Genomic DNA, 20,894 nt, shown 5'->3' with positions numbered 1-20,894 from the left:
GGTAAAAAAAGGGGCGCCACGTGCACCCCTCGTCTTCAGATGATCCGGTGTTTTTCCAACTGCCGCCTCCGCAGCGCCTCTTTGGCTTCGCGCTTCTTGCGCGCATCACAAGGCTCCGGGCAGTCGCAGACCTTTTCCATCCCCAGCGAAGTGATGCCGCCGCAACTGCCCTGCAGGCTTTTGCGCTTGAACACATAGCCCAGCGACATGCCGCCGATCACCAGCAGAAACAGCACGAAGGTGGCGATAAATACCGTCAACATAGCGGCCTCACAAGATCTTTTTCAGATAGGGTTTAAACGCCTCAGAGTAGCGCTCTTCAAATCCGTTGGCGGTTTTCACAATCATGAACACCGGGATCCCCATCAGGTTGGCCAACGCCATACCTCGTTCCGGCCCCAGCACGTTCAGCCCGGTCGACAGGCCGTCGGCGGCCATGCAGGTCGGGCTCAGTACGGTGACCGAAACCAGATGATGATGGATCGGCCGGCCGGTGATCGGATCTATGGTGTGCGAGTAGCGCACGCCGTCTTGCTCAAAGTAGTTGCGGTAATCCCCTGAGGTGGCGATTGATATCTCGCCCGGCTGGATCACCAACTGCGCTTTTTGCTCCACGCCGGCCGTCGGCCGCTCAATGGCGATACGCCACGGTTTTTTCTCGCCGTTGTGGCCGCGGGTACGCACCTCGCCGCCGATATCCACCATGTAATTTTTCACCTGCTGCGATTGCAGGTACTGGGCTATCACATCCACGCCATAGCCTTTGGCGATGGACGAGAGATCGACATACAGTTCCGGAATGTGTTTCACCAGCGCGTTGCCCTGCACCGACAGTTTGTCGATGCCGGTCCAGGCGCGGCGCTGTTCCAGTTCGGCAGCGCTCGGCACCTTGTCCGGCCGCCCTTCCGGGCCAAAGCCCCACAGATTGACCAGCGGCCCGACGGTCACGTCCAGCGCGCCGTCGGTCACGCGGTTAATGCGCAACGCTTCCAGCACCACCTCGGTCGTCGCGGCCGAGACTGGGAAAGGCTTGCCCACCTCGCGGCTGGCGTTGAAGCGGCTCAATTCCGAGCCCGGCCGGTAGGTGGACATTTGATCGTTCACCAACTCCAGGCGTTTATCGATCTCCGCCTGAATTCTGGCCGCCGACGGCGTGCCTTCGCCGGTGACATAACGGATCGAATAAGAGGTCCCCATGGTTTTGCCATCGAGATTCACCTGCTCCGGCCCGCACCCGGTCAACAACAACGTGGCGCCCAACGCCAACGTCGTCATCCAACCCTTCATTGCCCCTATGCGCATTTAGCCACCAAAGTCATCCAGCATGATATTTTCATCTTCGACCCCCAGATCTTTCAGCATCTTGATCACCGCGGCGTTCATCATCGGCGGGCCACACATATAAAACTCGCAGTCTTCCGGCGCCGGGTGGTGCTTCAGATAGTTCTCCAGCAGAACATTATGGATAAAGCCGGTGTAGCCGGTCCAGTTATCCTCAGGCTGGGGATCGGACAGCGCCACGTGCCAGGTGAAGTTTTCATTCTCCGCCTGCAACCGGTTGAAATCATCCTCGTAGAACATTTCACGCAGCGAACGCGCACCGTACCAGAAGGTGATTTTGCGCTTCGAGTTCAGGCGATTGAGCTGATCGAAGATATGCGAGCGCATCGGCGCCATGCCGGCGCCACCGCCGATAAAGATCATTTCGGCATCGGTGTCTTTGGCGAAGAACTCGCCGAACGGCCCGGAGATGGTCACCTTGTCGCCGGCCTTCAGCGACCAGATATAGGAGGACATAATGCCCGGCGGCACTTCCGGCGCGCGCGGCGGCGGCGTGGCGATACGCACGTTGAGCATGATGATGCCCTTTTCATCCGGGTAGTTCGCCATTGAGTAAGCGCGCACCGTGGTGTCGTTCACCGCCGAGCGGTAGCGGAACAGGTTGAACTTGTCCCAATCGCCGCGGTACTCCTCCGGCACGTCAAAATCGGCATAGCTGATGTCGTGGGCCGGCGCTTCTATCTGGATAAACCCGCCGGCGCGGAACGGCACATCCTCGCCATCGGGGATTTTCAGCTTCAGCTCTTTGATAAAGGTGGCTTTGTTATCATTGGAGATAACCTCGCACTCCCACTTTTTCACGCCAAAAATCTCTTCCGGCAGCTCGATTTTCAGATTCTGCTTCACGTTCACCTGGCAGGCCAGGCGGCAGCCTTCTTTCGCTTCGCGCTTGTTGATGTGCGAAAGTTCGGTCGGCAGGATATCGCCGCCGCCCTCTTTAATCACCACCCGGCACTGGCCGCAGGAGCCGCCACCGCCGCAGGCCGAGGACACGAAGATCCCCTGGCTGGAGAGCATGTTCAGCAGCTTGTCGCCCGCCGGGGCGTGAAAACTCTTGCCCTGATCGCCGTTAACTTCCACCGCAATGTCACCGGTGTTCACCAGCTTTGATTTGGCGAACAGGATCAGCAGTACCAGCACCATAACGATGCCGGTAAACATCGCGACGCCTAAAATAATTTCCATAGATTCTTCCCGCCTTTACAACTGAACACCGGAGAAGGACATAAAGCCCAACGCCATCAGCCCGGTGGTGATAAAGGTAATGCCCAGACCGCGCAGCCCTGCGGGGACGTTGGCATACTTGAGTTTTTCGCGGATCCCCGCCATCGCGACAATCGCCAGCATCCAGCCGGTGCCGGAGCCGAAGCCGTACACCACCGATTCTGCGAAGTTGTAGTCGCGTTGCACCATAAAGGACACGCCGCCGAAAATGGCGCAGTTCACGGTGATCAGCGGCAGGAAAATGCCGAGTGCGTTGTACAACGACGGGAAGAAGCGATCGAGGATCATCTCCAGAATCTGCACCAGCGCTGCGATCACGCCGATAAAGGTAATGAAGTTGAGGAAGCTCAGATCGACGCCTTCCATCAACGCGCCATCGCGCAGCACCAGGTTGTAGACCAGGTTGTTCGCCGGCACCGAGATGCCGAGCACTATGGTCACGGCGATGCCCAGACCGAAGGCGGTCGATACCTTCTTCGACACCGCCAGGAAGGTACACATCCCCAGGAAGAACGCCAACGCCATGTTCTCGACGAACACCGCGCGCACAAACAGGCTGATATAATGTTCCATCGGCCGTTACTCCTTTTCGATCTGTGCAGGCTTCAGGGTGCGCAGCACCCAAATCAGCAGGCCGATGATAAAGAACGCGCTCGGCGCCAGCAGGAACAGGCCGTTCGGCTGATACCAGCCGCCGTTCTGCACCGTATCCAGCACCGGAATGCCAAACAGCTTGCCCGAGCCAATCAGCTCGCGCAGGAAACCGACCAGCACCAGGATCACCCCATAACCCAGCCCGTTGCCGATACCGTCCATAAAGCTTTCAATCGGCGGCGACTTCATGGCGTAGGCTTCGGCGCGCCCCATCACGATGCAGTTGGTGATGATCAGGCCGACAAACACCGACAGTTGCTTGGAAATCTCGAACGCATAAGCGCGCAGCAGCTGATCGACCACAATCACCAGCGAGGCGATAATCGCCATCTGCACGATGATGCGCACGCTGTTCGGAATATGGTGACGGATCAGGGAAATAAAGAAGCTGGAGAACGCCGTGACCAGGGTCACCGCGATGGTCATCACCACCGCCGTTTCCAGCTTGGTGGTCACCGCCAGCGCGGAACACACCCCAAGAACCTGCAAGGCTATCGGGTTGTTGTCAAACAGCGGCCCGAGCAGGACCCGCTTAATCTCTTTGGAATCAGCCATTTTTCAGCGCTCCTTCACGAACTTTTTTCAGGAATGGGCCAAAACCTTGCTCGCCCAACCAGAAATCAAAAGTGTGCTGCACGCCGTTGGAGGTCAGCGTGGCGCCGGACAAACCGTCCACCCCGTGCTCATCCCCCTGACGCGCCCCGCCTTTCACCACGCGGATCGCCGGCTTGCCGTCGTTATCAAACAGCTTTTTACCTATCCACTGCCGGCGCCAACCGGCATTCTCAACTTCACCGCCCAGGCCCGGGGTTTCCCCCTGATCGTAATAAGTGATGCCTTTCACCGTGTTGCCGTCGCTGTCCAGCGCCACAAAAGCGTACATCATCGACCACAGACCGGTGCCGTAGACCGGCAGCACGATTTGGTTCACCGCCCCGCCGTTATCGCGCACCAGATAGATCTCCGCCCGGTTGCTGCGGCGTTTGATGCCGGCCGGATCTTCGCCCGCCGACAAAGCGACGCTTTTGGCATCGTCGCGCAGCGCAGCGGCCAGATCGAACGCCGCCGCATTGCCCGCCACAAACTCGCCGCTGTTCAAATCCAGCAGGCGCGGTTCGATACGCTGGGTGAACAGCGCCTTGACCTGCTCGCCTTCCATCTTCGGCTGTAACAGACCGGCCACGTCGAGGATATTGCGCTGCTTGTCGAGCAGCTTTTGCTCTTGCTGTTTGGACTTCAGGCCGACGGCGGAACCCGCCACCACCACCGAACACACCAGACACAGCAGCAGCACCACCAGCAGCGTTTTACCGATAGTGTCGTTTTTAGATTCATTCGCCACGGGCTTTTCTCCGCTTGATGTTGGCCTGCACCACCAGATAATCGAACAGCGGCGCGAACAGGTTGGCGAACAGGATCGCCAGCATCATGCCTTCCGGGTAGGCCGGGTTGACCACCCGGATCAACACGCACATCACGCCAATCAGGATGCCGTACCACCACTTTCCCTTGTTGGTAAAGGCGGCGGAAACCGGGTCGGTGGCCATAAAGATCATGCCGAAGGCAAAGCCGCCCAACACCAGGTGCCAATACCACGGCATGGCGAACAGCGGGTTGGTGGCGGAGCCGATGCTGTTGAACAGGAAGGCGGTTGCCATCATGCCGAGCATCACGCCGGCGACAATGCGCCAGGAAGCCACGCGGCCAAACAGGATAATCGCGCCGCCGATCAGGATCATCAGCGTGGAGACCTCACCTACCGAACCTGGGATGTTGCCGAGGAAGGCATCCATCCAACTGATCGACTGGCCGGTAGCCACGTTGCTCAGGCTGTGCGCCCCGCCCACGCTCCACTGCGCCAAGGGCGTAGCGCCGGAGAAGCCGTCGGCGGCGGTCCACACCAGGTCACCGGAGATTTGCGCCGGATAGGCGAAGAACAAGAAAGCGCGCCCCGCCAGCGCCGGGTTGAGGAAATTGCGCCCGGTGCCGCCGAAAATCTCTTTCGCCACCACCACGCCGAAGCTGATGCCCAGCGCCGCCTGCCACAAAGGCAGCGTTGGCGGCACAATCAGCGCGAACAAAATAGACGTGACGAAGAAACCTTCGTTAATCTCATGCTTGCGGATGACCGCGAACAGCACTTCCCAGAAACCGCCGACGAGAAACACCACGGCGTAGATCGGCATAAAGTAGCAGGCGCCCAGCACCATTTTGCTGATCCAGCCGGCATCCGCCGCCAGCGACGCCCCCAGCCATTGCGCCAACCGGTAATGCCAGTCGCCCGCCAGCACCTGTTGCAGCTGATCGCCGCTGTACAGATGGTGCAGCGCCGGAATGGCCTGCTGGCCGACGTTGTACATACCCCAGAACATCGCCGGGAATACCGCCAACCACACCAGGATCATCATGCGTTTCAGATCGATGGCGTCGCGCACGTGCGAAGCGCCGCGCGTCACCAGACCGGGGGTGTAAAACACCGTGGTAGTCGCTTCAAACAGCGGGTACCACTTTTCCAGCTTGCCGCCCGGCGTGAAGTGATGCTCGATCTTGTCAAAAAAGTTCTTCAGGCCCATCGGTTATCCTTCCTGCTCAATCTTGGTCAGCACGTCGCGCAGCACCGGCGCATATTCATACTTGCCCGGACAAACGAAAGTGCACAGCGCCAGATCTTCCTCGTCCAGCTCCAGACAACCCAGCGCCTGCGCGCTGTCGGTATCGCCCGCCAGCAGATCGCGCAGCAGCAGAGTCGGCAGAATGTCCAGCGGCATCACCCGTTCGTAGTTGCCGATCGGGACCATTGCGCGCTCGCCGCCGTGGGTGGTGGTCGAGAAGGCGAACAGCTTATTTTTCAGGAAATGGCCCAGCGTGGTGCGGGTAATGGAGAATTTGTCCGGCGAAGGCGCGATCCAGCCGAACAGCTGTTTATCACGCCCTTCCTGCAGCACGCAAACCTGCGAGTGAAAACGGCCGAGATACGCATTCGGGCCGGCGACATGAGTACCGCTCAGTACCGAGCCGGAAATCACCCGGTTCTCGCCGCTTTTAAGGCGACCGGCGGTCAGTTGCTCAATGCTGGCGCCCAACCGGGTACGCAGCAGCACCGGCAGTTCCACCTGCGGCCCGGCCAGCGCCACCACCCGACGGGTGTCGAGATGGCCGGTGGTGAACAGCGTGCCGATGGCGATGACGTCCTGATAGCCGATATGCCAGACGGTTTTTTTCAAACTGACCGGTTCGAGGAAGTGAATGTGGGTGCCCACCAGCCCGGCGGGATGCGGGCCGGCGAATTCGTTGTAGGTTATCTGCGCGCCAGGCTGTTTGCCCAGATTCGCACCTGCGGCGTGGCAAACGTGCAACTTGCCGTCGGTCAGGCGCGCCAGCACCGCCAGCCCGGCGTTAAAGGCCTCCCGTTGCCCGGCAATGATCACCTGCGGATCGGCGGCCAACGGCTGGCTGTCCATGGCGGTCACGAAGATGGCGCGCGGGGTGGTGCCGGGACACGGCGTTTTACTGAAGGGGCGGGTGCGCAGCGCGGTCCACAGGCCGCTGGCGATCAGTTCGCCTTCAACCTGCTCTCGCGGCAGCTCCGCCAGTTCGGCGACCGGATAATGAGCGAACTCAAGTTGCTCGTCACCGCCGTTTTCTATCGCAATCACCACGGACTGCAACACGCGGCGCTCACCGCGGTTGATTGCCGCAATGCGCCCGCTGGCGGGAGCCGTGAAGAAAACCCCGGGGTTCTTTTTATCTTCGAACAACGCCTGGCCTTTCTTAACGGTATCGCCTTCCTGCACTAACATGGAAGGGCGCATGCCGACGTACTCTTCCCCAAGCAGGGCAACATGCTGAACTGGTGGGCCGTCCTGAATCGCCTGAACCGGGGCTCCGGCAATGGGCAGATCTAACCCTTTTCTGATTTTAATCATAGGATTTATACGATGTTGGCTAGGTTTACACGTCTTACCGGCCCCAGAGGCTGGCGCTGACGATGCCTGGATGATGAGACTGCAACGGCAGCCTCCGGGTTAAGCGCAACGGCATCACGCTCAACATGAATTTTTTCGCGCCGATAAAATGGGGTTACGCACATTCCCTTGATTAACTCCCGCCGGCCTCGTTCGGCACGATAAAAAAGGTTTTCTCGACAAAAACGCTGTTAATACTTTGTTGCCGCAGAACCCATGTTATCGCCATGGAGATAAGCTCGAGGCCTTCTTATGCAACTGCAACAACAGGTTAATTGGAGACGGAATATTAACATTTTTCACCACTTTGTTCTGCGTTGAGCAGTGACCTGAGTCAAGCAAATGCAATTAAATTTCTGCTGTTTTGCATTACCAATCGTTAAAAACTGCCTGTCGATTCACTTTTATCGAAGTTTGTAGTTTTTTTATACATATCGCATATTGCTAAAAAAAAACACACTGGTAATCTGGCGGTGTTTTAAAGCAGTAAAACAATAATCAGTGGCATGCCGGCCGAGTTCATTGAGCCAGCAGATAAATATAAGCAGGAATAATAATGAGCAAAATCGCGCTGTTGTTTGCGATGCTTTTTTCTATGCCGATGATCACGGCCTGCAGCGCCAGCGAGCAGGTTCCCGAGGCACCGGTAGTTAAACAGCAATTAGTAGGTTCACCGGTCTATATTCAGATCTTCAAAGAAGAACGCACGCTGGAATTGTATGCCAAAATGGGCAATGAATTCCGTCTGGTGAACTCCTTCCGCATCTGTAATTTTTCCGGCGGGCTTGGCCCGAAACGCCGTGAAGGCGACTTCAAAAGCCCGGAAGGTTTTTATAGCGTCGACGCACGCCATCTGAAACCCGACAGCAAATATTATCGCGCAATAAATATCGGCTTCCCGAACGATTACGACAAGTCGCAGGGTTATTCCGGCGCTTATCTGATGATCCACGGCGAATGTAAATCGATTGGTTGTTACGCGATGACCAACACCTATATGGATGAGATCTACCGTTACGTAGAAGCCGCATTCGCTTATGGTCAGAACCGGATCGATATCAGCATCTATCCGTTCCGCATGACCGAACAGAACCTGAAGCGTCACCGCTCATCCAGCGATATCGCCTTCTGGAACCAGTTGAAACCGGGCTACGACTACTTCGTCAAGAATCACCTGCCGCCGGTGGTCAGCGTCTCCAATGGCCAGTACGTGCTGGGTCAGCCCGTCATGAGCAGCAACCAGATGACGCAGTACGCGTCAACGGCTCCCGCTGCCAGCACCAACCCCTTCGCTCAAACCAAGCCGCTCACCGAAGTGAAATAATGCGAACTCGCCTGGCGCAATCTTGTGCCAGGTTTCATTCGCCGTCAGCGGTTGGGTAGCAATCACGGTGACCACATCGTCAGGTGTGGTCTGCTGCTGAAAATCAATCTCCACATCCTGATCGAGCAACGTGGCTTTGCCAAACGGCGCGCGGCGGGTGATCCAATATAAGTTGGTGGAGCAGTAGGCCATCACAAAACGCCCGTCCGACAGCAACATATTGAATACCCCTTTCTTGCGCAGTTGATCCGCCAGCAAAGCGATATAGCGGAATACCGGCGGCCAACGGCTCGGGGTGCGCGGGTATTTCAGGGAAAGCTGATGCAGCAGCCAGCAGAACGCATATTCGCTGTCAGTCTGACCCACCGGGCGGAAGGTACCGGTTTCCAACTGGCGATAGCCTTTCAACTGACCATTGTGCGCGTAGGTCCAGTTGCGGCCCCACAGCTCGCGGGTAAACGGGTGGGTATTTTCCAGCGCCACTTCACCGCGGTTGGCCTGGCGGATATGCGATACCACCGCGCAGGATTTGATCGGGTACTCCTGCACCAGGCGGGCGATCGGCGAATCGAAACTCGGTTGGGGATCCTTAAACGTACGGCAGCCGTTCCCTTCATAGAAGGTAATGCCCCAACCATCTTTATGTGGCCCGGTACGGCCACCGCGCTGAACCAGCCCGGTAAAGCTAAAGCAGATATCGGTCGGTACGTTCGCGCTCATCCCGAGCAGTTCACACATCGCTTGCCACTCCTTACCCACACTGGCACTGTCTATGCGGGCGCAACATGCAGCGCCCCTAAAAATGTCGCGGGGGCGGCATGCCCCCTGAAGCCATTACGCTTTAACCATCTCTTTTTCAATCAGCTGAATCAAGATGTGAATCGCTTTGATATGGATTTCCTGAATACGGTCTGCGTAGCCGAAGTGCGGTACGCGGATTTCCACATCGGCGGAGCCGGCCATTTTGCCGCCGTCTTTACCCGTCAGGGTGATCACTTTCATCCCTTTGGCGCGCGCCGCTTCGATAGCTTTAATGATGTTGCCCGAATTGCCCGAAGTGGAAATGCCCAGCAATACGTCGCCTTCGCGGCCTACCGCTTCCACGTAACGTGAGAACACGTATTCGTAACCGAAATCGTTGCTGACGCAAGACAGGTGGCTGACATCGGAAATGGCAATCGCCGGATAGCCTGGACGGTTTTCGCGGTAGCGACCGGTCAGCTCTTCGGCAAAGTGCATGGCGTCACAGTGAGAACCGCCATTGCCACAGGAAATCACTTTCCCACCGGCTTTAAAGGAATCGGCCAGCAGCACTGCCGCGCGTTGAATGGCGTCGATATTGGCATCGTCATTGATAAATTTCGCCAGGGTATCGGCCGCTTCGTTCAGTTCACTGCGAATAAGGTCGTGGTACATGAGGAACCTCTTGTTATCGTCAATCTTCCGCTCCGCAGTGTACCGGATCGGGGAAAAACCGAGAAGCACTGTGAGCCAAACAGCGCGCCGGTTGAGGTACGAGTGAGGTTTTTGATTATTGATGCGCTCAGTTTGTGACTTAAGTTGTAATTAAACTGTAAATGCATTGATAAAAATATGGGGTTGTACTAAAACCTATTACATACATACAACAGGTCAGACCTCTTACTACTTCGGAGCTTCTTATGATGGTTCTTAGTATTGTTGTTTTACTGGCACTCATTGGTGTGGTGTTTTATCACCGAGTGAACCTCACCCTCAGTAGCCTTATTCTGCTGGCATATACCGCCGCCATGGGCGTTATCGGCCTGTGGACCTTCTGGATGCTGCTGCCGCTGGCGATCGTCCTTCTGCCGCTGAACGTGACTTCCCTGCGCCGTTCGATGCTGTCCGCTCCGGCTCTGCGCGCGTTCCGCAAGGTAATGCCGCCGATGTCCACAACCGAGAAAGAAGCGATCGAAGCCGGCACCACCTGGTGGGAAGGCGATCTGTTCCGCGGCCAACCGGACTGGAACAAGCTGCATAATTATCCGAAACCGCAACTGACCGCCGAAGAACAAGCGTTTATCGACGGCCCGGTGGAGGAAGCCTGCCGCATGGCTAACGACTTCCAGATCACCCATGAACTGGCCGACTTGCCGCCGGAACTGTGGGCCTATCTGAAAGAACACCGTTTCTTTGCGATGATCATCAAGAAAGAATACGGCGGCCTGGACTTCTCTCCTTATGCTCAGGCGCGCGTGCTGCAAAAACTGTCCGGCGTTTCCGGTATTCTGGCGATCACCGTCGGCGTGCCAAACTCCCTCGGCCCTGGCGAGCTGCTGCAACACTACGGCACCGACGAGCAGAAAAACCACTACCTGCCGGGCCTGGCACGCGGCGACGAGATCCCTTGTTTCGCCCTGACCAGCCCGGAAGCGGGTTCAGACGCCGGCGCTATTCCGGATGTCGGCACCGTCTGCATGGGCGAGTGGCAAGGCGAACAGGTATTGGGCATGCGCCTGACCTGGAACAAACGCTATATCACGCTGGCGCCGGTCGCGACCGTGCTGGGCCTGGCGTTCAAACTGCATGACCCGAACCGTCTGCTGAGCGACAACGAATCACCCGGCATCACCTGTGCGTTGATCCCGACCAGCACCCCAGGCGTTGAAATCGGCAATCGCCACTTCCCGCTGAACGTACCGTTCCAGAACGGGCCAACCCGCGGCAGCGACGTGTTCGTGCCTATCGATTACATCATCGGCGGGCCAAAAATGGCCGGCCAGGGCTGGCGCATGCTGGTTGAGTGTCTGTCGGTAGGCCGCGGCATTACCCTGCCTTCCAACTCGACCGGCAGCGTGAAGTCTATGGCGCTGGCCATTGGCGCTTACGCCCATATCCGCCGTCAGTTCAAGATCTCTATCGGCAAGATGGAAGGCATCGAAGAACCGTTGGCGCGTATCGCCGGTAACACCTATGTGATGGATGCGGCGGCAACGCTGATCACCAGCGGCCTGATGCTGGGCGAGAAACCGGCGGTGCTGTCAGCCATCGTGAAATACCACTGTACCCACAGAGGCCAGCAGGCAATCATTGATGCAATGGATATCGCCGGCGGTAAAGGCATCATGTTGGGCAAATCCAACTTCCTGGCCCGAGCCTACCAGGGCGCACCGATCGCCATCACGGTTGAAGGCGCCAATATCCTGACCCGCACCATGATGATCTTCGGCCAGGGCGCCATCCGCTGCCATCCCTACGTACTGGACGAAATGGCGGCTGCGCAAAGCAATGATCTGAACGCCTTCGACAAATCGCTGTTCGGCCATCTGGGCCACGTGGGCAGCAGCAAGGTACGCAGCTTCTGGCTGGGCCTGACCAATGGCCGCACCAGCAGCACACCGACCAAAGATGCGACACGCCGTTACTACCAACAGTTGAACCGTCTGAGCGCGAACCTGGCGCTGCTGTCGGACGTCTCCATGGGCGTGCTGGGCGGCAGCCTGAAACGCCGCGAGCGTATCTCCGCCCGCCTGGGGGATATCCTCAGCCAAATGTACCTGGCTTCCGCAACGCTGAAACGTTTTGAGGATGAAGGCCGTCAGAAAGAAGATTTGCCGCTGGTGCATTGGGGGGTGCAGGACAGTCTGCATCAGGCAGAACAAGCGTTGGACGATCTGCTGCGCAACTTCCCGAACCCTTTTATCGCCGGCGTGATGCGCTTCGTGATCTTCCCGTTCGGCCGCGTGCATACCGCACCTTCTGATCGTCTGGACCACCAGTTGGCCAAGATTATCCAGCAGCCGTCCGCAACCCGCAGCCGCCTTGGACGCGGCCAGTACCTGACGCCAAGCGAGCATAACCCGGTTGGCCTGCTGGAAGCCGCGCTGGCAGACGTCATTGCCGCCGAGCCGATTCACCTGCGCCTGTGCAAGGAAAGCGGCAAAAACCTGCCGTTTACCCGCTTGGATCGCCTGGCGCAGCGTGCGCTGGAAGAGGGCAAGATCAGCGCCGATGAAGCGAAGATCCTGGTGAAAGCCGAAGAGAGCCGCCTGCGTTCCATCAACGTAGATGACTTCGAGCCGGATGCGCTGGCGGCCAACAAGCCGGAAAAGCCGGTAGCGACGTCTAAACGCCAGCAACACACCGAAGCGGCGTAACAGCGTTACTCCCGTTCATCCAGGGGCGATCATTATCGCCCCTTTTTCTTTTTGTGGCACAGCAAAATGCGCGGCGGCTCGCAGCCTTGCCAGAACGGCTAATTTAACTTCGGGAATAATCGGATAGACTGCGTAGCGGGTGCTCTGGATCTTTCTTTCCGGGGCATAAGCAACGGATAGAAAGAGAAAGGCCCCGAGTCGATATTATCAACCCGAGGCCACTCTGAATGTCTAGCAACATCAGGTTAGCCTCTTACCCGCCGGAAGGCAAGGATAAGGAGGTCAGAAATGCAGCAGGAACGGGTCGTTCTGAGGCTGATGATTATCTGCATGACGCTGATTGCGTTCATGTTGATCACTCGCGGTTCGCTATGTGAACTGCGCATCAAACTGGGAGACACGGAGGTTGCGGCCATTTTGGCTTACGAATCCGAAGGGTAAGGCAACCCAACGGCGGGGTTCGCCCCGCCCGTTGGTTGTTAGGCAGAGATCCATGAGCACCCTCTTCCTGCCGGCGGTGCCCAAACAACGCCTAGCCGTTCTGGCGGATACGCGCCAGCAGTGCGTCGATATGCTCAATCTGCGCCGCGTTGACGATCAGCGCACGGCCCAGGTTCAGGGCGCTGCGCTGGCATTCGGCGCGCATTTCGGCATCGCTGATGCTGTCCAGATCGGCGACGTGTGCCAGGCCGATAGTGCGGCGGATCAGCTCGCTGCCGCAGTAACCTATGGCATCGGTCCATACCTGCTGCAGAAACTGTTCGGCATAGCCCGGCACCGCCAGCGCTATCTCGCGGGTTTGCTGGTGGCACAGCGCCAGGAAGCGATCGGCAAAAATCAGCCAAAGTTCACGCACATCCTGCAGGCGTTGCTCCCGCCCGGCGGCGGCATCGCGCGGCCCTAACAGGCCCGGCAAACCGCAGTAATTCAGCAACAGGTTACCCAACGCGCTGCCGACGTCAAAACCTATCGGGCCATAGAAACCAAACTCGGCATCTATCGCCTTCAGCTTGCCTTCCGCAACAAAAATCGAGCCGCTGTGAATATCGCCGTGCAGCAGCGCTTCCGCCTTGCTGAGGAAACGGTGCTTCAGCCCGGCCACCGCCAGCCTCAACGCGGTATCGTCACGCAGCGCTCGCACCTGCGGCAACAGTGCCTCGTCGAACTGGTTGCGTTCGTGATCGATATAAGGATCGGTAAAGAACAGATCTTCGGTGATCTGGCACAGTTCAGGGTTGGTGAAGCGGCTGACCTCAGCCTTTTTTTGTTGCGCCGTCTGGTAAAAATCGGAGGTATGAAACAGGGTTTGCGCCAGATATTCTGCCAGTTGTCCGGCCGCCAACGGGTAATAGTGGCCTTTGATCAGCTCGTTGCGCCAGATATGGTGATCGGAAAGATCCTCTTGCACCATCACCGCCAATTCAGGATCGTGATGCAGCACCTTCACCGTATGCCGTGGGCAAACGCTGCCGTGTATCAACAGGGTTTCCGCTTCAATGCGCGCCCGATCCAGGGTCAGCGGCCAGGATTCGCCCACGCAGCGTACGTACGGCAACGCCTGCTTGACGATCACCCGGCTTACGCCGTCGCGATCGCGGATTTTGAACACCAGGTTCAGGTTGCCGTCACCAATCTCGTCAGCGCTCACCAGCGCCTGCGGATCGGCCAACTGCCCGTATTGGCGGGCATATTCAACGGCATCGGCAGCAGTAAAGGTACGATAAAGCGACATTCCCAACCCCTCTGATTTTTCTCACTGACACAGCGATGTTATTTTTTTAGACGTAAAAGCATTTGGACGTCTATACATCCGTATGGCATGTTGGCAGAATACCTTTTCAGATGCAATAACAACGCAACAAGGATTTAACTGCCGATGCAATCGCTTAACACCACCAGTTTGACCCTGAGTGACAACCGACTTTGGATCCTCGATCAGCAGGCTTTGCCGCAGGAAAAACAGTGGCGCCAATGTGACACCGTAGAAGAGTTGGTCGATCACATCCTCACCTTGCGGGTACGGGGCGCACCGCTTATCGGCCTGTCCGCCAGCCTGTTGCTGGCGCTGCTGGCGGAACGCGGCCTGCCGCGTGAAGAACTGGAGCAAGCGTTGGCCACCTTACGCGCCTCGCGCCCGACGGCGGTGAATCTGATGAACAATCTGGACCGCATGAAGCAGGCTCTGGCACAACCGCTGTGGGTGCCTGCGATGGTGGAAGAAGCGTTGCGATTGGTGGAAGAGGACCGTAAGTTGTGCGAGCGGATTGCTGACCATGGCGCGGAACTGGTGCAGCCCGGCAGCCGCCTGCTGACCCATTGCAATACCGGTGGTTTGGCGACCGCCGGCGTCGGCACGGCTATCGGGGTGTTGCTGCGCGCCCATCAGCAAGGGAAAGTACAACAGGTGTGGGTCGACGAAACCCGTCCATTACTGCAAGGCGGTCGCCTCACCGCCTGGGAACTGGGCGAGCTCGGCATTCCCTACCGGCTGATTTGCGATTCGATGGCCGCCAGCCTGATGGCGCAGGGCCAGGTAGATGCCGTGTGGGTTGGCGCAGACCGTATTGCCGCCAACGGCGACGTCGCCAACAAGATTGGCACCTACAGCCTGGCGGTGCTGGCGCACTATCACCGCATTCCGTTCTACGTGGCCGCTCCGCACACCACCCACGATCCGCACTGCCCGAACGGCGCGGCCATCCCGATTGAGCAACGGGCCGCAACCGAAGTGACCGGCGTGTCCGGCAGTTTCGGATCATGCCAGTGGGCACCTGCCGATGCCCCGGTTTATAACCCGGCGTTTGACGTGACGCCTGCGGCGCTGATTAGCGGTTGGGTGTTCGACAGCGGCGTGATTACGCCGCAACAGGTCAATGACGGGATCTTCCAGCAGGCGCTGGGGTAATCAATAACGGGGCGCGAGAACCGCCCCGTTAAACGTTAATCCAGGCGCGGATAGGCATCGGCGATCCTGTCGCCGGTAAAATGCGCGACCCAACCTTCCGGATTATCGAAGACGCGGATCGCGGTAAAGTTGGGCGCCGACCCCATATCGAACCAGTGACGGGTATTGGCCGGTACCGAGATCAGATCGTTCTTCTCGCACAAGATCTGGAAGATCTTGCCATCCAGATGCAGGCAGAACAGCCCCGCGCCGGCCACAAAGAAGCGCACCTCATCTTCGCCGTGCGTATGTTCGGAAAGAAATTTGCTGCGCAAGACTTCGCGTTGCTCATTATCCGGACGCATGCTGATCACGTCCCAACTTTGATAACCTTTCTCCGCCACCAGCCGATCAATCTCGTGCTGATAGGCGGCAATCACCGCCGCCGGCTCCGGGTTTTCACCCAGTTCGCGATCCGCCTGCCAGCGCTCGAAGCGCACGCCAATTTGCGCCAGTTGCCGTTGAATAGCCTCGGCATCCTGGCTTTGCCATAACGGCTGCTGCGGCTCTTTATCGCTGAAAATGGTCAATCCACTCATGAGGCAAACTCCCCTAAATCGATCTGATCAAAACGGTTAACCTGCGGGTGCCGGCTCTGCGCGTCGGCATCGTCGCGGATCAACTGGCAAGTACGCCAGCCTGCGGCGCGTGCGGCGTCCAACTCTTGATGAATGTCGGAAAGGAACAACAGCTCGTCGGGCGCAATGCCGATTTCAGCGGCAATATTTCGGTACGAAGCGGTTTCACGCTTGGCGCCGACGTGGGTATCGAAATAGCCGCTGAACAGCGGCTGCAAATCCCCGGCGTCGCTGTAGCCGAACAGCAGCTTTTGCGCCTCCACCGAGCCGGAAGAGTAGACGTACAGTTTCAGCCCTTGCTGCTGCCAGGCGGCCAGTTGCCCAGCCACTTCCGGATACAGATGGCCGCGAAAATCACCGTTCCGGTAGCCGCTGCGCCAAATGATGCCCTGCAGCGCCTTCAGCGCGGTAGATTTGCGATCTTCATCCATAAAACGGTACAGCGCGGCAATCAGTTGCTCAATGTCCGCTTGCGGCTGGTCAATCTCCTGCCGCAGAGCGGCCAGCGGTGCAGCCACTTCGGCATCGGCGGCGTGCTCACGGAGAAACTCAGCCAGCCGCTCACGCGCATAGGGAAACAGCACCTGGTGCACGAAGCGGATATCGCTGGTGGTGCCTTCAATATCGGTGACGATGGCGCGGATCATTTAGCCTCCAGTAAACGGCGTTGCAGTTCGCACTGGAACAGGAATTCCAGCCCTTCAAGGTGACGACGGGCTTCCGCAACCTGGCGGCCCCAGCAATACAGGCCGTGTCCACGAACCAGAAAACCGTACTGCAGTGGCGTCACTTCGGCATAAGCCGCCACGCGCGCCGCAAGCCGCGGAATATCCTGATCGTTATCGAAAATGGGAATGATCACGCTGTCCAGATGGCTGCTCTGGCCACCGAGCGATTTTTGCATTTCATAGCCCTGCAACACGAGGCCATCGCTGCGCTCAACGCGCGACAGTACGGTCGCATTCACCGAATGGGTGTGCAGTACCGCACCTATCTGCGGATACAGCCGGTAAATCAGGGTATGCAGGCCGGTTTCCGCCGAAGGCGTGCGACCGCTCGGCACATGATTGGTCGCGGTTTCCACCAGCAGGAAGTCCGTTTCGGTCAGGCTGCCTTTATCCTTGCCGGATTCGGTCACCAGGCAGCGTTGATTGTCGAGACGCAGCGACATATTGCCGCCGGTCGCCGGGCACCAGCCCTTTTCGCCAATCCAGTGGCAGGCAGCCAGTAGCGCTGTAAGTTGCGGATTTTCTGTCATTATTTTTCCCGGTCAGTAAGGTCGTCCAGCAGGTGAAGCTTAGAATGATTTGCTTATATAGTTAGATCATTTCTTCATTTAGCCATCTAAGCGTCTTGATTGCCAAATACTAACATCGTGTTATATTGACGGCAACCTAAGCGCCAGGAGTATTAGCCTGCTATGAGCACGTCAGCATTGATTCCCGACAGTAAATTGCCCGCTCTGGGCACCACCATTTTCACGCAGATGAGTGCGCTGGCGGCGCAGTATCAGGCGATCAACCTGTCGCAGGGCTTCCCCGATTTCGATGGCCCGGATTATCTGAAAGATCGCCTGGCCTGGCACGTCAGCCAGGGTGCCAACCAATATGCCCCAATGACCGGTGTTGCGCCATTGCGCGAAGCCATCGCCGAGAAAACCGCCGGGCTGTACGGTTGGCTGCCGGACGCCGCCTGCGAAATCACGGTGACGGCCGGCGCCACTGAAGCGCTGTTCGCTGCCATCAGCGCGTTGGTGCGCCCCGGCGATGAAGTGATTTGTTTCGACCCGAGCTACGACAGCTATGCGCCGGCGGTCACGCTGTCCGGCGGCATATTGAAGCGCATTGCGCTACAACCCCCTGCGTTCAGCGTGGACTGGCAGCAGTTTGCCGAATTGCTTTCGCCACGTACCCGGTTGGTGATCCTCAATACGCCGCACAACCCGTCCGCCACCACCTGGCAGGCGGAAGATATGCAACAGCTGTGGCATGCCATTAGCGATCACGAAATCTATGTGCTGAGCGACGAAGTGTATGAGCATATTTGCTTCGCCCAGGGCGGCCATGCCAGCGTGCTGGCCCATCCGCAACTGCGGCAACGTGCCATTGCGGTCTCCTCTTTCGGCAAAACCTTCCACATGACCGGCTGGAAAGTGGGCTATTGCGTGGCCCCCGCCGCGCTGAGCGCCGAAGTCCGTAAAGTGCATCAATACCTGACTTTCTCGGTCAATACCCCGGCACAGCTGGCGCTGGCGGATATGCTGCGCAGCGAGCCGGAGCATTGGCAACAGTTGTCGGCGTTTTACCGCGCCAAGCGCGATCGCTTCGTGCAGGCGCTGTCAAACAGCCGACTGGAAATTTTACCCTGTGAAGGTACATACTTCTTGCTGGCGGATTACAGCGCGGTCTCCGATTTGGATGACGTCGCTTTCTGTCATTGGTTAACCGAGCACGTGGGCGTGGCGGCAATTCCGCTGTCGGTCTTCTGTGCCGATCCTTTCCCTCATAAATTGATCCGGCTGTGCTTCGCTAAACAGGACGCCACGCTGGATGCGGCTGCGGAGCGGTTATGTCGACTTTAAAAATTACCCTGTTGCAGCAACCGCTGGTCTGGCGCGACGGCGAAGCCAACCTGCGCCATTTCGATGAGCAGTTGGCACCGCTGACCGGCCGCGATCTGATCGTGCTGCCGGAAATGTTCACCACCGGTTTCGCGATGGACGCCGGGGAAAGCGCGCTGCCGGAACAACAGGTGATCGCCTGGCTGCACGGCTGGGCCAGCAAAAGCAACGCTCTGGTCGGTGGCAGCGTGGCGCTGAAAACTGCCGAGGGCGCGGTCAACCGTTTCTTGTTGGTCGAACCGAACGGCCGGGTGCATGCTTACGATAAGCGCCACCTGTTCCGCATGGCCGGCGAGCACCTGCATTACCGCGCCGGTAAAAAACGCGAGATTTTCGAATGGCGCGGCTGGCGCATTCTGCCGCAGATCTGTTACGACCTGCGCTTCCCGGTGTGGTCCCGCTACCAGCAGGATTACGATCTGGCGCTGTACGTCGCCAACTGGCCGGCGCCGCGCAGCAAACATTGGCAAACGCTGCTGGCCGCACGCGCCATTGAGAATCAGGTCTACGTGGCCGGCTGCAACCGCGTTGGCGAAGACGGCAACGGGCTGAACTACAGCGGCGACAGCCTGATCCTCAGCCCGCAAGGCGAAACTCTGGCGCAGGCGGAACCGGGCGCCGCCGCACGGTTGGACGCCGAACTGTCGCTGGAAAACCTACAGAGTTACCGCAGCGCTTTCCCGGCCTGGCGCGATGCCGACAGCTTCCTGCGGCACGATTGATCCTTTGATCCTTACGGGCGCAGTCTGCTGCGCCCGCTCTCTTCAGGAAAGCTCCTCCTCAGTCGCATTTTTCTCTGCCGCATCGATCCGGTTGAACAACAGATTCAGCAACAGCGCCGCCAGACACGACGCGCTAATGCCAGAATGCAGCAAAGTGCGGACCCAATTCGGGAACTGATCGTAAAAAGTCGGCATCACAATCGGGATCATGCCGAAGGCAATCGCCGTCGCCACCACCACCAGATTCATGTTGTCCTTATACTCCACCTTCGCCAGAGTGCGAATGCCGCTGGCAGCCACCGAACCGAACAGCACCACGCCGGCACCGCCCAATACCGGCAACGGAATGCAGGCCACCAGCCGCCCCAGAACCGGCAACACGCCCAGCAGCACCAGAATGGCGCCCCCGGCACTGACCACAAAACGGCTTTTCACGCCGGTGATCGCCACCAGGCCGATATTCTGGGCAAACGAGCTTTGCGGAAATGAGTTAAATACCGGCGACAGCGCGCTGGAGAGCATATCGGCGCGCAGCCCCTTGGCGATACGACGCGAATTGACCGGCGAACCCACAATTTCCCCCACCGCCATCAGCCCGGCTGTGGTTTCCGTCAACAGCACCAGCACGATCAACAGCATGGACAGGATCGCGCTCAGCTCGAAGGTTGGCCAACCGTAGGCGAAAGGTTCGGGGAAGGCCAGCCACGGCCCGTTGCCCACGGCGGCAAAGCTCACTTTCCCCGCCAGCGCCGCCGCTACGCAGCCCACGGCCATCGCCAGCAGTACCGACAACCGCTTCAACGTCGGGGAACCGATCTTATTGAGCAACAAAATGACCGCCAGCGTGAAAGCGGCCAGGCCAATATTCCCGGTCGCCCCCCAATCCGCCGCCTTGGCGTTGCCGCCCATCGCCCAGCGCACCGCCACCGGCATCAAAGACAGGCCGATCACCGTCACCACGGTGCCGGTCACCACCGGCGGGAAGAAGCGGATAATTTGCGAGAAAAACGGCGCGATCAACAGCCCCGCCAGCGAAGCGGCGATCACCGCACCGAATACCGCAGGCAGCCCGCCGTCCCCAGTGACGATAGTCACCATGGTCGCCACCCCGGCGAAGGAAACGCCCTGCACCAGCGGCAGGCGTGAACCCAGGCCGGGCAGGCCGAGGGTTTGCAGCAACGTCGCCAGCCCACTGACAAACAGCGCCGCCGTCACCAGCATGCCAATCTGCGGCGCGCCTAAACCCGCAGCCGAGCCGATGATCAAGGGTGGCGCGATAATTCCACCGTACATGGTTAAAATATGCTGCAGGCCGAAGGCAAAGGTTTTTCCCAGCGGCAGTTTTTCATCTTCCGGGCAGCACGAGGCCGCACCCTTATCCTGAGACAGAGCCATATTTCCCCC

Annotated in this window: 21 protein-coding genes; 6 read left to right on the top strand and 15 right to left on the bottom strand. The window is 58.4% G+C overall.

What is annotated here, in order from left to right; translation table 11 throughout:
- Positions 1-35: 35 nt before the first annotated feature.
- Genes nqrM through ACTJJ1_RS13765 form a run of 8 tightly spaced genes read right to left on the bottom strand, consistent with a single transcriptional unit; the run spans position 36 to position 7,145 of the window.
- The gene (nqrM, locus tag ACTJJ1_RS13800; RefSeq protein WP_004949075.1) at positions 36-263 is read right to left on the bottom strand and encodes a (Na+)-NQR maturation NqrM; all 228 of its coding nucleotides are present in this window, start codon (positions 261-263) and stop codon (positions 36-38) included.
- A gap of 7 nt (positions 264-270) precedes the next feature.
- Positions 271-1,302, bottom strand: a complete 1,032-nt coding sequence (locus ACTJJ1_RS13795; RefSeq protein WP_037430295.1) for an FAD:protein FMN transferase — start codon at positions 1,300-1,302, stop codon at positions 271-273.
- Positions 1,303-2,526, bottom strand: a complete 1,224-nt coding sequence (nqrF, locus tag ACTJJ1_RS13790; RefSeq protein ID WP_440834072.1) for an NADH:ubiquinone reductase (Na(+)-transporting) subunit F — start codon at positions 2,524-2,526, stop codon at positions 1,303-1,305.
- Between the two features lie 15 nt (positions 2,527-2,541).
- Positions 2,542-3,138, bottom strand: a complete 597-nt coding sequence (nqrE, locus tag ACTJJ1_RS13785; RefSeq protein WP_004949072.1) for an NADH:ubiquinone reductase (Na(+)-transporting) subunit E — start codon at positions 3,136-3,138, stop codon at positions 2,542-2,544.
- A gap of 6 nt (positions 3,139-3,144) precedes the next feature.
- Positions 3,145-3,774 carry an NADH:ubiquinone reductase (Na(+)-transporting) subunit D gene (locus ACTJJ1_RS13780; RefSeq protein ID WP_004949071.1) on the bottom strand — a complete coding sequence of 210 codons (630 nt, stop codon included), beginning with the start codon at positions 3,772-3,774 and terminating at the stop codon, positions 3,145-3,147.
- A complete protein-coding gene (locus tag ACTJJ1_RS13775; protein ID WP_122288753.1) occupies positions 3,767-4,561 on the bottom strand; it encodes a Na(+)-translocating NADH-quinone reductase subunit C in 795 nt (264 codons plus the stop codon). Before ACTJJ1_RS13775 ends, ACTJJ1_RS13780 begins: the two co-directional genes overlap by 8 nt.
- On the bottom strand, positions 4,551-5,792 hold the full coding sequence (locus ACTJJ1_RS13770; protein ID WP_006323795.1) for an NADH:ubiquinone reductase (Na(+)-transporting) subunit B: 1,242 nt from the start codon (positions 5,790-5,792) through the stop codon (positions 4,551-4,553). Before ACTJJ1_RS13770 ends, ACTJJ1_RS13775 begins: the two co-directional genes overlap by 11 nt.
- A 3-nt stretch (positions 5,793-5,795) precedes the next feature.
- Positions 5,796-7,145, bottom strand: coding sequence for a Na(+)-translocating NADH-quinone reductase subunit A (locus ACTJJ1_RS13765; protein WP_440834068.1), 1,350 nt, complete (start codon positions 7,143-7,145; stop codon positions 5,796-5,798).
- A 595-nt stretch (positions 7,146-7,740) separates the two neighbouring features.
- On the opposite strand from ACTJJ1_RS13765, the gene dpaA reads away from it, so the two are divergent.
- Entirely contained in the window at positions 7,741-8,508 is a 768-nt protein-coding gene (gene dpaA, locus ACTJJ1_RS13760) for a peptidoglycan meso-diaminopimelic acid protein amidase (protein WP_004949063.1), read from the top strand.
- On the opposite strand, the gene ACTJJ1_RS13755 is transcribed toward dpaA, so the two are convergent.
- Both ACTJJ1_RS13755 and lpcA read right to left on the bottom strand, forming a co-directional pair.
- Positions 8,443-9,246, bottom strand: a complete 804-nt coding sequence (locus ACTJJ1_RS13755) for a class II glutamine amidotransferase (protein ID WP_004949060.1) — start codon at positions 9,244-9,246, stop codon at positions 8,443-8,445. The two genes, dpaA and ACTJJ1_RS13755, sit on opposite strands and share 66 nt — an antisense overlap.
- Positions 9,247-9,342: 96 nt before the next feature.
- On the bottom strand, positions 9,343-9,924 hold the full coding sequence (gene lpcA, locus ACTJJ1_RS13750) for a D-sedoheptulose 7-phosphate isomerase (RefSeq protein ID WP_004949058.1): 582 nt from the start codon (positions 9,922-9,924) through the stop codon (positions 9,343-9,345).
- 245 nt (positions 9,925-10,169) lie between these two features.
- On the opposite strand from lpcA, the gene fadE reads away from it, so the two are divergent.
- On the top strand, positions 10,170-12,626 hold the full coding sequence (gene fadE, locus ACTJJ1_RS13745) for an acyl-CoA dehydrogenase FadE (protein ID WP_041416764.1): 2,457 nt from the start codon (positions 10,170-10,172) through the stop codon (positions 12,624-12,626).
- Positions 12,627-12,914: 288 nt separating this feature from the next.
- A complete protein-coding gene (locus ACTJJ1_RS13740) occupies positions 12,915-13,067 on the top strand; it encodes a Hok/Gef family protein (RefSeq protein ID WP_004949052.1) in 153 nt (50 codons plus the stop codon).
- Positions 13,068-13,158: 91 nt separating this feature from the next.
- Here the strand turns inward: ACTJJ1_RS13740 and mtnK are convergent, their stop codons facing one another.
- Positions 13,159-14,358, bottom strand: coding sequence for an S-methyl-5-thioribose kinase (gene mtnK, locus ACTJJ1_RS13735; protein WP_004949050.1), 1,200 nt, complete (start codon positions 14,356-14,358; stop codon positions 13,159-13,161).
- Between the two features lie 144 nt (positions 14,359-14,502).
- On the opposite strand from mtnK, the gene mtnA reads away from it, so the two are divergent.
- Complete coding sequence (mtnA, locus tag ACTJJ1_RS13730) at positions 14,503-15,531, top strand: S-methyl-5-thioribose-1-phosphate isomerase (RefSeq protein ID WP_006323790.1); 1,029 nt, start codon at positions 14,503-14,505, stop codon at positions 15,529-15,531.
- Positions 15,532-15,566: 35 nt separating this feature from the next.
- On the opposite strand, the gene ACTJJ1_RS13725 is transcribed toward mtnA, so the two are convergent.
- The 3 genes from ACTJJ1_RS13725 to ACTJJ1_RS13715 are packed head-to-tail and all read right to left on the bottom strand — an operon-like array spanning position 15,567 to position 17,406.
- Positions 15,567-16,109: a 1,2-dihydroxy-3-keto-5-methylthiopentene dioxygenase gene (locus ACTJJ1_RS13725; RefSeq protein WP_004949046.1), complete on the bottom strand. Its 543-nt coding sequence runs from the start codon at positions 16,107-16,109 to the stop codon at positions 15,567-15,569.
- Positions 16,106-16,795, bottom strand: a complete 690-nt coding sequence (mtnC, locus tag ACTJJ1_RS13720; protein ID WP_004949041.1) for an acireductone synthase — start codon at positions 16,793-16,795, stop codon at positions 16,106-16,108. The genes ACTJJ1_RS13725 and mtnC overlap by 4 nt, the downstream gene beginning before the upstream one ends.
- A complete protein-coding gene (locus tag ACTJJ1_RS13715; RefSeq protein ID WP_004949040.1) occupies positions 16,792-17,406 on the bottom strand; it encodes a methylthioribulose 1-phosphate dehydratase in 615 nt (204 codons plus the stop codon). Before ACTJJ1_RS13715 ends, mtnC begins: the two co-directional genes overlap by 4 nt.
- A 162-nt stretch (positions 17,407-17,568) precedes the next feature.
- On the opposite strand from ACTJJ1_RS13715, the gene ACTJJ1_RS13710 reads away from it, so the two are divergent.
- Both ACTJJ1_RS13710 and ACTJJ1_RS13705 read left to right on the top strand, forming a co-directional pair.
- A complete protein-coding gene (locus tag ACTJJ1_RS13710) occupies positions 17,569-18,729 on the top strand; it encodes a pyridoxal phosphate-dependent aminotransferase (protein WP_004949036.1) in 1,161 nt (386 codons plus the stop codon).
- The gene (locus ACTJJ1_RS13705; protein WP_004949034.1) at positions 18,717-19,490 is read left to right on the top strand and encodes an amidohydrolase; all 774 of its coding nucleotides are present in this window, start codon (positions 18,717-18,719) and stop codon (positions 19,488-19,490) included. The genes ACTJJ1_RS13710 and ACTJJ1_RS13705 overlap by 13 nt, the downstream gene beginning before the upstream one ends.
- 42 nt (positions 19,491-19,532) lie before the next feature.
- Here ACTJJ1_RS13705 and ACTJJ1_RS13700 read toward each other — a convergent pair whose 3' ends face one another.
- Complete coding sequence (locus ACTJJ1_RS13700) at positions 19,533-20,885, bottom strand: nucleobase:cation symporter-2 family protein (RefSeq protein WP_004949032.1); 1,353 nt, start codon at positions 20,883-20,885, stop codon at positions 19,533-19,535.
- Between the last annotated feature and the right edge of the window lie 9 nt (positions 20,886-20,894).

The organism is Serratia sp. 22264 (assembly GCF_052045345.1).
GTDB lineage: Bacteria > Pseudomonadota > Gammaproteobacteria > Enterobacterales > Enterobacteriaceae > Serratia > Serratia plymuthica.
Note: the sequence above shows the minus strand (reverse complement) of the source record. Positions and strands in the feature narration are given on the sequence as shown.

What these genes read in the sequence shown, in the direction of transcription:
- ACTJJ1_RS13715 (WP_004949040.1), bottom strand. Translation starts at nt 17,406, where the DNA reads ATGACAGAAAATCCGCAACTTACAGCGCTACTGGCTGCCTGCCACTGG.
- ACTJJ1_RS13700 (WP_004949032.1), bottom strand. Translation starts at nt 20,885, where the DNA reads ATGGCTCTGTCTCAGGATAAGGGTGCGGCCTCGTGCTGCCCGGAAGAT.
- nqrF (WP_440834072.1), bottom strand. Translation starts at nt 2,526, where the DNA reads ATGGAAATTATTTTAGGCGTCGCGATGTTTACCGGCATCGTTATGGTG.
- ACTJJ1_RS13765 (WP_440834068.1), bottom strand. Translation starts at nt 7,145, where the DNA reads ATGATTAAAATCAGAAAAGGGTTAGATCTGCCCATTGCCGGAGCCCCG.
- ACTJJ1_RS13725 (WP_004949046.1), bottom strand. Translation starts at nt 16,109, where the DNA reads ATGAGTGGATTGACCATTTTCAGCGATAAAGAGCCGCAGCAGCCGTTA.
- ACTJJ1_RS13770 (WP_006323795.1), bottom strand. Translation starts at nt 5,792, where the DNA reads ATGGGCCTGAAGAACTTTTTTGACAAGATCGAGCATCACTTCACGCCG.
- nqrE (WP_004949072.1), bottom strand. Translation starts at nt 3,138, where the DNA reads ATGGAACATTATATCAGCCTGTTTGTGCGCGCGGTGTTCGTCGAGAAC.
- ACTJJ1_RS13795 (WP_037430295.1), bottom strand. Translation starts at nt 1,302, where the DNA reads ATGCGCATAGGGGCAATGAAGGGTTGGATGACGACGTTGGCGTTGGGC.
- mtnC (WP_004949041.1), bottom strand. Translation starts at nt 16,795, where the DNA reads ATGATCCGCGCCATCGTCACCGATATTGAAGGCACCACCAGCGATATC.
- nqrM (WP_004949075.1), bottom strand. Translation starts at nt 263, where the DNA reads ATGTTGACGGTATTTATCGCCACCTTCGTGCTGTTTCTGCTGGTGATC.
- ACTJJ1_RS13710 (WP_004949036.1), top strand. Translation starts at nt 17,569, where the DNA reads ATGAGCACGTCAGCATTGATTCCCGACAGTAAATTGCCCGCTCTGGGC.
- fadE (WP_041416764.1), top strand. Translation starts at nt 10,170, where the DNA reads ATGATGGTTCTTAGTATTGTTGTTTTACTGGCACTCATTGGTGTGGTG.
- dpaA (WP_004949063.1), top strand. Translation starts at nt 7,741, where the DNA reads ATGAGCAAAATCGCGCTGTTGTTTGCGATGCTTTTTTCTATGCCGATG.
- ACTJJ1_RS13705 (WP_004949034.1), top strand. Translation starts at nt 18,717, where the DNA reads ATGTCGACTTTAAAAATTACCCTGTTGCAGCAACCGCTGGTCTGGCGC.
- ACTJJ1_RS13755 (WP_004949060.1), bottom strand. Translation starts at nt 9,246, where the DNA reads ATGTGTGAACTGCTCGGGATGAGCGCGAACGTACCGACCGATATCTGC.
- ACTJJ1_RS13780 (WP_004949071.1), bottom strand. Translation starts at nt 3,774, where the DNA reads ATGGCTGATTCCAAAGAGATTAAGCGGGTCCTGCTCGGGCCGCTGTTT.
- lpcA (WP_004949058.1), bottom strand. Translation starts at nt 9,924, where the DNA reads ATGTACCACGACCTTATTCGCAGTGAACTGAACGAAGCGGCCGATACC.
- mtnA (WP_006323790.1), top strand. Translation starts at nt 14,503, where the DNA reads ATGCAATCGCTTAACACCACCAGTTTGACCCTGAGTGACAACCGACTT.
- ACTJJ1_RS13740 (WP_004949052.1), top strand. Translation starts at nt 12,915, where the DNA reads ATGCAGCAGGAACGGGTCGTTCTGAGGCTGATGATTATCTGCATGACG.
- mtnK (WP_004949050.1), bottom strand. Translation starts at nt 14,358, where the DNA reads ATGTCGCTTTATCGTACCTTTACTGCTGCCGATGCCGTTGAATATGCC.